The 15,776-nt window shown below is 26.7% G+C and carries 8 protein-coding genes and 1 riboswitch; of the genes, 6 read left to right on the plus strand and 2 right to left on the minus strand.

Features of this window, described 5'->3' with window-relative positions:
• The first annotated feature begins 94 nt into the window (after positions 1-94).
• The 4 genes from BGI42_RS07240 (at position 95) to BGI42_RS07255 (ending at position 9,814) form a co-directional block, all read left to right on the plus strand.
• The gene (locus BGI42_RS07240; RefSeq protein ID WP_069679683.1) at positions 95-3,544 is read left to right on the plus strand and encodes a pyruvate carboxylase; all 3,450 of its coding nucleotides are present in this window, start codon (positions 95-97) and stop codon (positions 3,542-3,544) included.
• Positions 3,545-3,674: 130 nt separating this feature from the next.
• Entirely contained in the window at positions 3,675-6,656 is a 2,982-nt protein-coding gene (gene pulA / locus BGI42_RS07245) for a type I pullulanase (protein WP_084023857.1), read from the plus strand.
• A gap of 431 nt (positions 6,657-7,087) precedes the next feature.
• The gene (locus tag BGI42_RS07250) at positions 7,088-8,383 is read left to right on the plus strand and encodes an amidohydrolase (RefSeq protein WP_069679684.1); all 1,296 of its coding nucleotides are present in this window, start codon (positions 7,088-7,090) and stop codon (positions 8,381-8,383) included.
• 123 nt (positions 8,384-8,506) lie between these two features.
• Positions 8,507-8,602: riboswitch (purine riboswitch) on the plus strand.
• Positions 8,603-9,001: 399 nt separating this feature from the next.
• Positions 9,002-9,814, plus strand: coding sequence for a purine-nucleoside phosphorylase (locus tag BGI42_RS07255; protein ID WP_069679685.1), 813 nt, complete (start codon positions 9,002-9,004; stop codon positions 9,812-9,814).
• Between the two features lie 184 nt (positions 9,815-9,998).
• Here the strand turns inward: BGI42_RS07255 and BGI42_RS07260 are convergent, their stop codons facing one another.
• Together BGI42_RS07260 and BGI42_RS07265 are read right to left on the minus strand one after the other, a co-directional pair.
• Positions 9,999-12,032, minus strand: coding sequence for a YcdB/YcdC domain-containing protein (locus BGI42_RS07260; protein ID WP_069679686.1), 2,034 nt, complete (start codon positions 12,030-12,032; stop codon positions 9,999-10,001).
• A gap of 298 nt (positions 12,033-12,330) precedes the next feature.
• Positions 12,331-13,680 carry a [Fe-Fe] hydrogenase large subunit C-terminal domain-containing protein gene (locus tag BGI42_RS07265; protein WP_069679687.1) on the minus strand — a complete coding sequence of 450 codons (1,350 nt, stop codon included), beginning with the start codon at positions 13,678-13,680 and terminating at the stop codon, positions 12,331-12,333.
• A 203-nt stretch (positions 13,681-13,883) separates the two neighbouring features.
• Here BGI42_RS07265 and BGI42_RS07270 point away from each other — a divergent pair, with 203 nt between their 5' ends.
• Both BGI42_RS07270 and galE read left to right on the plus strand, forming a co-directional pair.
• Complete coding sequence (locus BGI42_RS07270; protein WP_069679688.1) at positions 13,884-14,561, plus strand: GTP pyrophosphokinase; 678 nt, start codon at positions 13,884-13,886, stop codon at positions 14,559-14,561.
• A 151-nt stretch (positions 14,562-14,712) separates the two neighbouring features.
• Positions 14,713-15,702, plus strand: coding sequence for a UDP-glucose 4-epimerase GalE (gene galE / locus BGI42_RS07275; protein ID WP_069679689.1), 990 nt, complete (start codon positions 14,713-14,715; stop codon positions 15,700-15,702).
• Positions 15,703-15,776 lie beyond the last annotated feature (74 nt).

Consider the following 15,776-nt stretch of genomic DNA (forward strand, 5'->3'; position numbering starts at 1 on the left):
ATGCTATAATTTTTATAACATTACTAATTGAATTAACTAAAATAATAAAATGTACTTTAATTATAGTATAAGAAATAATAAAGGAGTGTATAAGTTGGGGAAGAATTTTAAAAGAGTATTAGTTGCAAACAGAGGAGAAATTGCAATAAGAATATTTAGGGCATGTCATGAACTTGGAATAAGAACAGTTGCAATATACTCAGAAGAAGATAAACGTGCTCTATTTAGAACCAAAGCACATGAAGCATATCAAATAGGTAAAAATAAGGGGCCGGTAGAAGCATACTTAAATATTGATGAGATAATAAGTCTTGCATTAAAGAAAAATGTAGATGCTATACATCCTGGATATGGATTTTTATCAGAAAATTCTGAGTTTGCAAAAAGATGTGAAGAAGCAGGGATAGAATTTATAGGTCCTAAGTCTGAAATGATGGATCAATTAGGTGATAAAATAAAATCAAAAATAGTTGCTAAAAATGTTGGGGTACCAGTAATACCAGGAATAGAAAAACCTATAACTTGTGAAAAGGAAGCTATAAAAATTGCCCAAATGTGTGGGTATCCTGTTATGATAAAAGCTGCTGCAGGTGGTGGCGGAAGAGGTATGAGAATAGTAAGACGAGAAGAAGAGCTTGTTGACGCATTTGTAAACGCTAAAAATGAAGCCAAGAAGGCTTTTGGTATAGATGATATGTTTATTGAAAAATACATAGAAGGTCCAAAACATATAGAAATTCAAATTTTGGGTGATAAATATGGAAATATAGTTCATCTTTATGAAAGAGATTGTTCTATTCAAAGAAGACATCAAAAGGTTATTGAAATTAGTCCAGCTTTATCTTTAACACAAGAAAAAAGAGAAGAAATCTGTGCTGATGCTTTAAAAATAGCTAAATCTGTTAATTATAGAAATGCAGGAACCTTAGAATTTTTAGTAGATATGCACGGAGATCATTACTTTATAGAAATGAATCCAAGAATTCAAGTAGAACATACTATAACAGAAATGACTACAGGAATAGATTTAGTACAAAGTCAAATTTTAGTGGCTGAAGGATATCCATTGGATTCGAAAGAAATTGGAATATATTCACAAGAAAATATAAAACCAAGAGGTTATGCTATTCAATGTAGAATAACTACTGAGGATCCATCAAATAATTTTGCACCAGATACGGGAAAAATAGATGTTTATAGAACAAGTTCAGGTTTTGGTATAAGGTTAGATGGAGGAAATGGATTTGGTGGAGCTGTTATAAGTCCTTACTATGATAGTTTATTAGTGAAGACGACAGCTTATTCAAGAACATTTGAAGATGCTGTAAGAAAATCTATACGTGCTATAAAAGAATCAACTATAACAGGTATAAAAACTAATGTAGACTTTTTAATAAATGTATTGAATAATGAAACATTTAAAAAAGGTGAATGTGATACTAATTTTATATCAGAAAATCCTCAATTATTTGATATAACACCAAAAACTGATGAAGAATACAAGTTACTTAATTTTATTGGTGAAAAGATAGTAAATGAAACTAAAGGAATTAAAAAAGAATATGATGTTCCAGTAATTCCACCAGTAGACTCATTAGATGGGTTATTAGGAACTAAGCAAATACTAGATTCTGAAGGTCCGGAAGGTGTAGTTAAATGGATAAAAAATCAAAATAAATTATTGCTTACAGATACTACTATGAGAGATGCACAACAATCTTTAATGGCTACTCGTGTGAGAAGTAAGGATATGAAAAACATAGCTAAAGCAACAGCATTATATGGAAAAGATTTATTCTCACTTGAGATGTGGGGTGGTGCTACCTTTGACACTGCATATAGATTTCTAAAGGAATCGCCTTGGAAAAGATTAGATTCATTAAGAAAAAGAATTCCAAATGTTATGTTCCAAATGCTTATTAGAGGAGCTAATGGAGTTGGATATAAGAATTATCCTGATAATATAATAAGAGAATTTATAAGAGAATCAGCTAATAGTGGAATAGATATATTTAGAATATTTGATTCACTAAATTGGCTAAAGGGAATAGAAGTATCTTTAGAAGAAGTATTAAAAGCTAATAAATTAGCTGAGGTTGCATTATGTTATACTGGAGACATTTTAGATGAAAATAGGGATAAGTACAATTTACAATACTATGTAGACAAAGCCAAAGAAATTGAAAAAATGGGAGCTCATATTCTAGCAATAAAAGATATGTCAGCATTACTTAAACCATATGCGGCTAAGAAACTTATAAAAGCATTAAAGAATGAAGTTTCAATACCAATTCATCTTCATACTCATGATACAACAGGAAATGGTGTAGCAACAGTATTAATGGCTGCTGATGCAGGTGTTGATATTGTGGATACAACATTTAATAGTATGTCAGGACTTACAAGTCAACCAGCTTTAAATTCAATAGTTGCAGCACTTAATAATACTGATAGAGATACTGGTATTGATATAGGTGGAATTCAAAAATTGTCTGATTATTGGGATGCAGTAAGACCAGTATATAGTCAATTTGAATCTGATTTAAAATCAGGTAGTGCAGAAATTTATAAGTTTGAAATTCCAGGGGGTCAATATTCAAATTTAAAACCTCAAGTAGAAAGTTTTGGGCTTGGACATAGATTCAATGAAGTTAAGACAATGTATAAAAAGGTAAATGATTTACTTGGAGACATAATAAAAGTTACACCATCTTCGAAAATGGTTGGTGATATGGCTATTTTTATGGTACAAAATGATTTAACTCCAGAAAATATATTTGAAAAAGCAAAAAATATGGCTTTCCCAGACTCTGTTGTTTCATATTTTAAAGGTATGATGGGTCAACCAGAAGGTGGATTCCCTGAAGGATTACAAAAATTGGTATTAAAAGGCGAAGAACCTATTACAGTAAGAGCAGGAGAGTTATTACCACCAGAAGATTTTGATAAGATTAAAGAATATTTGAAGGATAAATATAAGTTTAATCCAAGTAAACGAGATATATTAAGTTATGCATTATATCCAGATGTATTTGAAGACTTTATGAAATTTGTATCAAAATACGGTGATGTAAGTCGCATGGGCAGCGATGTATTTTTCCATGGATTATCAGAAGGAGAAACAAGCGAAATTGAAATTGCTGAAGGCAAAACAATGATTGTCCAATTAATAGAAATAGGTAAACTAGATAATGAAGGATACAGAACTATTGATTTTGAAATAAATGGAAATAGAAGAGAAATTAAAATAAAAGATAATACAGAAAGAGAAATGAATAGTCTAAGATCAGATAGTACCTCTAAAATGGCTGATCCTTCAAATAAATTAGATATAGGAGCAAGTATACCAGGCAATATTATTAAGGTACTTATTGAAGAAGGTCAACAAGTAAAAGAAGGAGAAAGCTTAGTTGTAATAGAAGCAATGAAAATGGAAACAAATATAGTTGCTAGTTGTGATGGAATTGTAGAACAGATTTCTGTTAAAGAAGGTCAACAAGTAAAAATAGGTGAACTTTTGATAAAATTAAAGGAATTAGATTAAATTTAATTAAAAACTAATAAAAAAGCATTTTAAGTTATAATTATAGCTTAAAATGCTTTTTACATATATTCCATAAAATGTAAAAGCGTGATATAGTATTAATGTAAACATTTAAAATGGAGGGGAGACAATGAAAAAACTAAAAAAAATATGGTCAATAATCTTTGTGGTTACTTTTATTTTTACTATGGCCCAAATTCCACCTGTAAAAGTTAAAGCAGCTGACGATAATGATGGGGTATATGTAAAAATAAGATATGATCGACTAGATAAAAATTATGATGATTGGGATATATGGACATGGGAAAAAGGGAAAGATGGAAAATCGGTAAACTTTATTGGAGAAGATAATGAAGGAAAATTTGCAGTTATAAAAATAAATAAAAATAAAAAACAATTATTTTTTATTATTAGAAAATCTGATTGGAGTGATAAAGCAACAGATGATGAATGCGTAGATTTAACTAATGGTGATAAGGAAGTTATAATACATGAGAATAACAAAAAAATAACTAGAGAAGATAGAAAATTAAATAGAAATTTCAATAAAGTAAAATTAAATTTACATTACTATAGATCAGATAACAATTATGATTCATGGAATGCTTGGTGTTGGTTTAATGAAAACGATGGGCAAGGATATAAATTCAATAAACAAGATGAATTTGGTAAGATTGCTGAAATAAATAAATTAAACACAAAAAATGATAGAAAAATATCTTTTATAATAAGAAAAGGTAAATGGAAAGAAAAAGATATAGATAAGGATAGAGCTATAGATTTAGCATACGCTAATAATGATGGTGAAATTAATGCATATATTGCTGAAGATGATGAAAATGTTTATATGGATAACAATAAGTCAATTGGCAAAAAAATAACTTCTCTAAAAATAGATTCTATCAATGAAATTAAATTTGAAACTAATTCTAAAATAGATAATACAGATGAATTTATTTTAAAAAATAATGGGAACGTTTCCGAAAAGGATTTATATAACATTACCCTTGAAGATAATAGGATGAAAGGATGCATTAAATTTAATAAAAAGTTAAATTTAAACAACACATATTCTTTAGAAATTCCTAAATTCGGAACTAGAAATGCTGACTTTAGAAAAGTATATGATAGTAGCGAGTTTGAAGATTTATATTCATATAGAGGTAATTTAGGAGCTATTTATAGTAAAGAGGGTACTCAATTTAAATTATGGGCACCAACTGCAACTGATGTTAAAGTAGTTCTTTATGGAAAAGATGGAAAACAAGCAGATTCTAAGTCAGAAAGAAAGCTAAATATGACTAAAGAAAATAATGGGGTTTGGACTGTTAAAGAATCTGAAGATTTAGATGGTGTTTACTATAATTATTTAGTAACTATTAATGGCGAAGAAAATGAGGTTATAGATCCTTATGCAAAGGCTGTTGGAGTTAATGGAAATAGAGGAATGGTTGTTAATTTAGAATCTACTAATCCAAAGGGATGGGAAAATGACAAGAGACCAGAACTTAAAAATCCAACTGATGCAGTTATTTATGAAATGCATATTAGAGATTTTTCAATAGATCCTAATTCAGGTGTTGACTTGAAATATAGAGGAAAATTTAAAGGTGTATGGCAAAATAACACAAGTAATTTAAATGGAAATATAAAAACTGGTGTTGCTCACTTAAAAGAGTTAGGTGTAAATACAGTTCAATTAATGCCAAGTTTTGATTATGGCTCTGTAGATGAAAGTAGATTAAATGTACAACAATTTAATTGGGGATATGATCCTAAAAATTATAATGTTCCAGAAGGATCATATTCAACTGATCCATATAATGGGAAGATAAGAATAAAAGAATTTAAAGAGATGATAAATGAACTTCATAAGCAAGGAATAAGAGTTGTTATGGATGTGGTTTATAATCATACTTATACAACAAAAAATTCAAACTTTAATTTAGCTGTACCTGATTATTATTATCGTCAAGATAAAGATGGTAATTACTCTAATGGCTCAGGTTGTGGAAATGAAACAGCTTCAAATAGACCAATGGTTAGAAAATTTATTCTTGATTCAGTTAAGTATTGGGTAAAAGAGTATCATATTGATGGTTTTAGATTTGATTTAATGGCAAATCATGATATTGAAACAATGAAATTAATTAGAAAAGAATTAGATAAAATAGATGATAGTATATTAGTCTATGGGGAAGGATGGGCAGGTGGCCCATGTGCTTTAAAAAATGAAGATCAATCATTAAAGATTAATGTATCTAAGTTTGGAGATAGACAAATAGGTGTGTTTAGTGATGATATACGAGATGGCTTAAAAGGTGATGTTTTTAATAAAACTGCACCAGCTTTTATTAATGGAACATCTGGCTTTGAAGATTGGGTTAAGTTTGGAATTGTAGGTTCTACTAAACATGATGGTATAGATTATAATAAAGTAAGGTATTCAAAAAAACCATGGGCTAATGAGCCTTATCAAACTATTAATTATGTATCGTGTCATGATGATTTAACTTTATGGGATAGAATGAATATTGTTAATCCTAATAAAAGTGATGAAGAATTAAAAGATATGAATAAAATGGCAGCTGCTGTTATATTTACATCACAAGGAATTCCATTTATTCAAGCAGGTGAAGAATTTGCAAGAACTAAAGTTAATAAAGATGGAACATTTAATGAAAATAGTTATAATTCACCTGATAGTGTAAATAAATTAGATTGGAATAGAATTGAGAAATATAAAGATTTATACAAATATTATCAAGGATTAATTAATTTAAGAAATTCTCATAAAGCATTTAGAATGAATAAAGCAACTGATATTCAAAATAACCTTAAATTTTTAGAAACTAATAAAAATAATCTTATTGCATACACAATAAATGGTAAAGCAGTTGGAGATAAGTGGGGAACCGTAGCTGTAATATTTAATTCTAATAAAGAACCTGTTAAAATTACATTACCAAAAGATAAGTGGACTATTGTAGTAAATAAAGATAAAGCTGGAGTAGAAAATTTAGGTAAGATAGAAGGAAATAAAGTTACTATTCCAGGTAATACATCTTATGTTCTTGTTGATACTGAAAGTTATGAAAAAAATTATAAATAATAATTATATTTAAAATGATGTATTTATAAGGAAGAGAAGCTTTATATACTTCTCTTTCTTATGATTTCCTAATATGAAAAAACTATGATATTTTAGAAGTTTGAAAATTTTATAAAATTTAAGTTAAAGAAAATATTAGCTTAAATTAAAAATTATTTGAGTTTAAGTTGGGGTTATTTTCAAATAATACAAATTTAGTTTTAATTTATTGTTTTTTTCATTTGATAGATATGAGTAACGTTTAACATAATTATTCTTCAAAAAAATATACATAAAGATATCAAATCAATATAATAACTTGTGAAAATCATATTTTTAAATATAAATACATGTTGAATATTATAATTATTTTTGATAATATAACATAAATTATAGTAAGTAAATTTATGATACCCGCTACCGTAAATAAAAAAGAAATGGGGATACTTATTATGTTATTTAAAAATATTACAATGATTGATGAGAACTTTGATACTGTTAAAGAAATTAATATTTTAGTAGAGGACAATAAAATAGTTTATATTGGAAAGGATGTGCCAGAAAATTATTCAGGTGAAGTGTATGATGGTAAAAATAAGGTCGCAATGCCTGGATTTTTTAATACACATTGTCATGTTCCAATGACATTGCTTAGAGGGTATGGTGAAGGATTACCTTTGCAAAGATGGTTAACTGAAAGAATTTTTCCATTTGAAGCTTTACTTACAGATAAAGATTGTTATTGGGGTACTTTACTTGGAATATCTGAAATGATAAAAAGTGGTGTAGTGTCTTTTACTGATATGTATTCTCACCTTGAATCTTTAGTGCAAGCTATAGATGAAACAGGAATAAAAGCAAATATTTCAAATTCATATTTAAAAAATGATGATACTAATGATTACTTTAAACATAATTCATACAAAGAAACGGAATTTATTCGTAATTATGCTAAAAATTCTAAAAACGGAGCTATAAAAGGAGATGTATCTATACATGCAGAATATACTTCTTCAGAAGATTTAGTAAAACAAATTTCTGATTATTGTAATTCAACAGAAATGAATATGCATATACATCTTTCAGAAACCAAATTGGAACAAGAAGGTTGTAAAAAAAGATATGGAGGATTAACTCCAGCGGAATATTTTTATAAGTGTGGAACTTTTAATAGTAAAACAACAGCAGCTCATTGTGTTTTTCTTGAAGGTGATGATTTTAACATTCTTAAGGAAAACAATGTTACAGTTTCACATTGCCCAACTAGTAACTTAAAACTAGGTAGTGGAGTAGCTCCACTAAAGAAAATGTTAGAAAGTGGAATTAATGTAACTATAGGAACTGATGGGGCAGCAAGTAACAATAATCTTAATATGCTTGAAGAAGTTAATCTTGCAGCTTTATTGCACAAAGGGGCAAATAAAGATCCTCTATTTTTAAGTTCAAAAGATATGTTAAAAATATCATGTTTAAATGGAGCAAAGTCACAAGGAAGAGAAGACTGTGGTTGCATCAAAGTAGGAAATAGAGCTGATATTGTTGTTTATGATTTTAATAGACCTCATATGCAACCTGTATATGATGTACTAGCAAATATATTCTATTCTGCACAAGCAAGTGATATTTGTTTATCTATGATTGACGGAAAAGTTGTATATAAAAATGGACTATTTACAACTATAGATATAGAAAAAGTTTATTATAATGTTAACAGAATTAAAACTGAAAAACTTTCGAAGTTAAGATAGACATTTTAATTATTTACTCTCAACTAAAAAGTTAGCACATTAGCTTTTTAGTTGATTTTAAATTCTTATTATGTTATTATTTAAAAATAAATATACGGTAGCGAAATTTATAATTTACATTTGTAATTAAATAATATTTTAACTTATATAAGTTCATAATAGGTTGAACGTTTCTACCAACTACCATAATAGTTGATTATAAGTTAATCCTTTTTAGGGATTGCTATATTCAAATTTTTATGGATGTTGGTTTTTTATATATAAAATTTTACAAAATATAGTAATCTCTAATAAAACTATTTTAGTTTATAAAAAGTATAGAAAAAGCAGTAGCTGATATTATAAGCATATAAGAATTAAAAAATAAGCTTATTGTTAAGAGAAAGAAAATAAATCTTTAAGAAATTTAGAAGATTAGTATATAAAGTTCCAGTACAAATGAATACAAAAAAAGGTATTAAATCTTGATAATGCTAAAATTAATTATGATAGGTAAAATATTATATTCTAAAAACAGAGAAAAAATTTATTAAAATAGAATGATATAAGTATTTTACAATAGTAACATTTACGGTTAATATAGTAATATATAATAAATTTGGCAATGGAGGAAATGATATGTACGATAAAATAATGGAATCTGTAAGTTACATTAATGAAAAAGTAAAAAGAAATCCTAAAATAGCAGTAATACTTGGATCTGGATTAGGAGATTTAGTTAATGTTGTAGAAGATGTAGAAAGTATATCTTATGAAGAAATACCTAACTTTCCAGTGTCTACAGTTAAAGGACATGAAGGAAAATTAGTTTTTGGAAAAATTAATGGTATTGAAGTGCTATTAATGCAAGGAAGATTTCACTATTATGAAGGTTATAATATGAAAGAAGTTACATACCCAATATATGTAATGAAAAAATTAGGAATAGAAAAAATAATAGTAACAAATGCTTGTGGTGGAATAAATACAAACTTTGAACCAGGAACATTAATGATTATAAATGATTTTATAAACTTATTCGGAACGAATCCATTAATTGGAGTTAATGATGAAAGATTAGGAACTAGATTCCCAGATATGTCAGAACCATATAAAATAGAGCTTATAAACAAAGCTAAAAAAGTAGCTGACAAATTAGAAATAAAATATGCTGAAGGTGTTTATGCTGGATTTATGGGACCATACTATGAAACAGCAGCTGAAGTTAGAATGATAGGTAGACATGGAGCAGATGCAGTTGGTATGTCAACAGTCCCAGAGACAATAGTTGCTAATTATTTAGGTATGGATGTATTAGGAATAGCTTGTATAACTAATATGGCAACGGGAATACAAAAAGTTAAACACTCTCATGAAAGAGTTGTTAAAACAGCTCAAAAAGCATCAGCTAATTTATGTAAATGGGTATCAAAAGTTATAGAAGCCATTTAATATAAAGTTAAAAAAGAAACTTCTAAATTTAGAATGCTGAAATTTTAATAGTCCCATTTTAACTTGTTTTAATTAAAATTGAAAGCAAGCTAAAATGGGACTATAGTCATTTTAGTATTCCTAAGATCAAGTACTCAATCTACTTTGTTTATATAAATATAAGATGTTTTTATAAAATACAGTATCATTTATTATTTCCTTTAGTTAATAAGTTATATATTATCTTTGCAGCATCTGCATTTGTTACATTATTATTAGGATTAAAATTCTTATTTTCATCACCTGTCATTATTCCTAATGAATAACAAATTGCTGCATAACCTTTTATATCATCTTCAATACAATCATTAAAAGGATTATTGAAAATATAAGAATTTTTAGCAATTTTATCATATCCTAAATACTTGACTACTAATTTACTTATATCTTTATTAGTGAGTAGTGAATTAGGTAATTGTTCTTCTTCGTTAATAATCCCTTTTTCTATAAGCATATTATAAAACTCATCATCATCATCATAAGTATAAGTTTGAGAATAAAGATACCTTAAAAAATTAATTTGAGTTATGCTATCATCAGGATTAAATTTATCACCTTTCAGATAATAACCATTTTCTAATAGTTTTTCAATTATTTTTTCGCACCAATGTCCATTTATATCTGAATACTTAGGTAATTCATTTTTTTTATATTCTTCACCAGTAAATTTTAGTCTTATTCCATTAAAAGGATTAATAAGATAATTTTTTTCTAAATCCATAAAATTATATATTAGAGTAATATTATTATCACTAGAAAGAGCGTATTCTAATCCAAATTTGTCATTAATACCGTTAAAAATGGTATTTGGTGATAATACTTTATTTATATCTGGAAATTTAACATTATCATACCACTGGGTATTATATTCAGAAATTTTACCATTAAATTTGTTTATAGAAACTGTAATATAATTGTTTATAAAGCTAATCCCATTTACTCTACGTATAAACTTAAATTTAAAGAAATCATTGTTATCAGTATTAATATTTTCTAATTTAGTTTCTTTAAATTTATTAGGAGATACTTTATTTAAAAATTTGTTAACTATATTTTGTGCATCTTCTTGAGAAATCGTATTACTGTTATCTTTTTTAGTTGAATAATTATAAAAAGATAATAGTTTATTTGATTTAGCATCTATTTCAGCAGAAGCATTTTCAAAATTAATGGTCCAAATATAAGCATTGGATACTAAATTTTTCTTTATATGAACAGTAGAAATCTTATCATCAAATGCAGCTAAATCAGAGTATTTTTTTACTGTTTTAATAGCTAAATCTTTTGATATAAGTCCAGAAACATTATTTATTGCATCATCTTCTTCTTTGGTTAATTTTTTTGAAAAATCTAAATTTTCATCAGCATATCTGCTATAGTCATTAATTAAATGATTATCTTTTTTATTTATGGAAACTTTTTCACCAGAATGAGCTTCTATAGCTATATTAGGATTACTATTTAAACAGTATGCTGGAAATATGTTTAATTTATTGTTTTTATAATCATAATACGAGTAGTAATTTAATTTTAAACCAATATTATTAAGGTATAATTTACTAGCTTCTGTTTTAGATATAATATTATCTTTATTTGGATAAGAAGTTGACTGTGAATTATAGTTATTTGTATTAAAGGTAATAACTTCTCCAGTATACTTGTCCACAGAAATAGAAACATAGGAGAATTCCAATGGAATATCATCAAAATAATATTTATATTTAAATTTATAGACATTATTAGATGGACTATTATAAGTATCGATTTCTTTTAAGTAATTATAATCATTTATAAGAGCTTTCTCTATAAACTCTTTAGAAGCTTGTCTAGCAGAATCCTTACTGATAGAAGCAAGGGTTTTTGATATATTTTTATTACTAAATTTATAAAAATTGTATAAATTACCTTTATCATCTATTGATACAGATATATTTCCATATTTACCTTGTACTTCAGACCAATTAAGTTCAAATATGTTTACTTCCCCTAAAGATGTATTTTGTGTTTTATTTGAATGAGAAAAATCCGTGTAAGTATCAGGTATATTTATTATTTCTTTGGCTCTTGTAATAGCATGTTCCAGTGATTTGCTGTAATTTTCATCTGCAAATACTGGAGATTGAATGTTAAAAATAAGGCAAAAGAATAATAAAATAGTAAAAAAATAATTCCTTTTCATTAATATCTCCCTCCAACTAATTTATAAATATAAGAAATAAAAGAAAATATATACAATTATATAGTATCATTAAATATATTTTCCATCTACCATTTAATTAGTATATTAAGTTTAATTTAAGAAAAGAATTATTAAATTAAAAGGGATATATTTTTAGTATATTAACACATAAATTATTTTTATAGACATTCATATATTAAATATACTTCATAATATACCCTTAAATTATAGTTTTATTTTATTCTTTAGGAAAATATATTACTAAAGAATCTGTAGATAGTTTACAAAACACTGTATTTTAAAACTTTCTTTCTAATAGTTCTATTTTTTCGGAATTTTTAAAATCATCTATTGAATTTATATTTATTTTTGATAATACTTCGTCTAACGTTGTGCTATGAACTGGAACTTGTATAGCAGAATCATAAGCAAGTTTATCAACAGCAACTTTAGATTTGGTTGGAGGTACAATAGCTTTAGGTCCTCCGACACATCCACCAGGGCATCCCATACCTTCTAGAAAATTAGCATTTACCTCTTTTTTTAGAGCCTTATCTAATATGGCTTTACAATCTTTAATTCCATCAACTTTAACGCTCTTAAAGTATTTGAATTTTTCAGGATAAAGTTCTTTTATTGTTTCAGCAATAGCAACGGAAACTCCACCAGTTCTAGCATATAAACGTCCTGCTTTTGATGCATATTCTTTAGAAGGAATACCTTTTAATTTCAATGGATTTATATCTAAAGCTCTAAATATTTCATCTAATTCTTGGAAGGTTAATACAAAATCAATATCACCAACCAAATCTTTTTCTTTAGCTTCAGCCTTTTTAGCAATACACGGTCCTATAAATACTACTTTTGTATCATTATTTAATTTTTTTAGTATTCTTCCAGTTGCTATCATGGGAGAAACAGAAGGAGATAAATCAGGAACTAATTCTTTATAGACTTTTCTTAACATTCCAACCCACATTGGACAACAACATGATGTTATCATTAAATCATCAGATTTATTAACATGTTTATCAAATTCTACAGCTTCTTTTATAGTTAATATATCAGCAGCAAAAGCAACTTCAACCATATCTGTAAAACCTACTTTAATAAAGGCTTCTCTTAATTGATCCATAGTTACATTTTCACCAAATTGTCCGGTTATTGCAGGAGCAACAGCAGCAATTACAGTTTTATTTTCTTTTATAAGATTCATAATAGGTAAAAATTCAACTTTATCTAGAATTCTACCGTTTTTACATGAATCAATACAAATTCCACAGTTTATACATACATCTTTGTTTATAGCAGTAGATTTCTTTTCAGCATCATAATATATAGCATTAAAAGGACAAGCTAATTCACAAGTATATTTTTTTTCTTTATTGGGAGTACAATTAGCTCCACAACATTCAAGTTTTTCAACGATTCTTTTGTTAACAGTATATTCTGTAATAGCTTTTTTTATATTATAGACATAATTATTATCGAATTTAAGTTTTACTCCACAAAGGGATGTTATTATTTCAAAAGTTTCTTGTGGAGATACTTCATGACATACCATAATACGGTTAAGAGTTTCATCAAAAGTATCATTATAGTATGACTTGACTAATGTATCAAATAAATCTAAGTATTTATTATTCATAAATATATAACCTCCAAGTTAGTGAATAAGATTGATTTTTAATTTTGTTATTAGTATGTATTAATAAACTGTATTTTATTAAATTATATGTAAATTTAATCATAGAAAAGTTATAATTATGTTAGAAGATTGATTTTTATAATGAATATGTTACCATATGAATGGAGAGGTGTATTTATGATACTAAAGGGGGATGACATAATATGAATGACTTAAAAGGTAATGATAAAATATTTTTTGATTATGGAAATGCTACCATATTAAGCGAAAATATAGAAGAAAAATTAGATGAAGTTGAAGAAATTTTAATGATATATAGTTCTGCTATAAAAGAAATTAAAACTAAATTAGATATTTTAGATTTCGAATTTAAAATAAGAAGAAAAAGAAATCCAATAGAGTATATGAAATCTAGGGTAAAATCACCAAAAAGTATATTAGAAAAACTTAAAAGAAGAGGATTTGATTTGAGTATTAAATCGGCAAAAAAAAATTTAAATGATATAGCTGGTGTTAGAGTAGTATGTTCTTTTGTTAGTGATATATATGAAATTGCTAATATGTTAAAGAGTCAAAATGATATAAAATTATTAGAGGAAAAAGATTATATAAAAAATCCAAAAGAAAATGGCTATAGAAGTTTACATATGGTGTTACAAGTTCCAATTTATTTTTCAGATCATATGGAAAATGTAAAAGTGGAAGTTCAAATAAGGACTATTGCTATGGATTTTTGGGCAAGCTTAGAACATAAATTATATTATAAAAAAGGAAAAAATACTCCTAAACATATAAGAGCAGATTTAAAAGAATGTGCTAATATAATTTCAGCAACTGATAAAAAGATGCAAAAAATTCAAGAAGAAGTTGAAAAATTATAAAATATTTAATAAATTTTTATATCTTATATGATGATTTTATAATATAAAAGGAATATAATATAAATTATGAAGTTAATAAATTATATAATAGTTATAAATATACATATATAATTTGAATGTAAATAATTATTATTAAGAAATGAGGTTAAAAATGAGTATTTTAGTTTTAGGTGGAGCAGGATATATTGGTTCTCATGCAGTAAGCCAATTAATAGATAATGATTATGATGTTGTAGTTGTAGATAATTTACTAACTGGACATGCAGATGCTATAAATAAAAAGGCAAAGTTTTATAAGGGAGATATAAGAGATAAAGAATTTTTAAGAGAAGTTTTTAAAAAGGAATCATTTGAAGCTGTAATACATTTTGCAGCCAATTCTTTAGTAGGTGAATCCATGATTGATCCTCTTAAGTATTTTAATAACAATGTTCAAGGAACGCAAGTTTTATTAGAAGTTATGAATGAGTTTAATGTTAAAAATATAGTGTTCTCTTCAACAGCAGCTACTTATGGGGAGCCAAAACAAATTCCAATAACTGAAGATATGGAAACTTGTCCAACAAATCCTTATGGTGAAACAAAACTTACTATGGAAAAAATAATGAAATGGTGCGATAAAGCTTATGGAATAAAGTATGTATCACTTCGTTATTTTAATGTTGCAGGAGCAAGAGAAGGTGGAGTAATAGGTGAAGATCATAATCCAGAAACACATTTAATTCCTATAGTATTACAAGTTGCTCTTGGAAAAAGAGAATTTATAACAATATATGGTGAAGATTATGACACAGAAGATGGTACTTGCATAAGAGATTATATTCATGTTGAGGATCTAATAGATGCACATATTTTAGCAATGAAATATTTATTAAATGGTGGAGATAGTAATATATTTAATCTTGGAAGTAGTCAAGGATTTTCAGTTAAAGAAATAATAGAAGCTGCAAGAAAAGTTACTAATCATTCAATTCCAGCTAGAATAGGTGAAAGAAGAGCTGGAGATCCAAGTAAATTAGTTGCATCTTCTGATAAGGCAAGGAAGATATTAGGATGGAATCCAAGTAGAACTAATATAACTAAAATTATAGAAGATGCTTGGATATGGCACACAAATAATAAGAATGGATATATTAAATAAGTTTAATTGAATTAATTATAAAAAAATGTTATATTAAAAGATGGTCAGTTCGAGAGCCTCCTGACTTTAAATAA

It is taken from the genome of Clostridium taeniosporum (assembly GCF_001735765.2).
GTDB lineage: Bacteria > Bacillota > Clostridia > Clostridiales > Clostridiaceae > Clostridium > Clostridium taeniosporum.

Bases quoted from the DNA above. Each gene is read 5' to 3' on its own strand.
- galE (WP_069679689.1), top strand. From the start codon at position 14,713: ATGAGTATTTTAGTTTTAGGTGGAGCAGGATATATTGGTTCTCATGCA.
- pulA (WP_084023857.1), top strand. From the start codon at position 3,675: ATGAAAAAACTAAAAAAAATATGGTCAATAATCTTTGTGGTTACTTTT.
- BGI42_RS07265 (WP_069679687.1), bottom strand. From the start codon at position 13,680: ATGAATAATAAATACTTAGATTTATTTGATACATTAGTCAAGTCATAC.
- BGI42_RS07260 (WP_069679686.1), bottom strand. From the start codon at position 12,032: ATGAAAAGGAATTATTTTTTTACTATTTTATTATTCTTTTGCCTTATT.
- BGI42_RS07255 (WP_069679685.1), top strand. From the start codon at position 9,002: ATGTACGATAAAATAATGGAATCTGTAAGTTACATTAATGAAAAAGTA.
- BGI42_RS07250 (WP_069679684.1), top strand. From the start codon at position 7,088: ATGTTATTTAAAAATATTACAATGATTGATGAGAACTTTGATACTGTT.
- BGI42_RS07270 (WP_069679688.1), top strand. From the start codon at position 13,884: ATGAATGACTTAAAAGGTAATGATAAAATATTTTTTGATTATGGAAAT.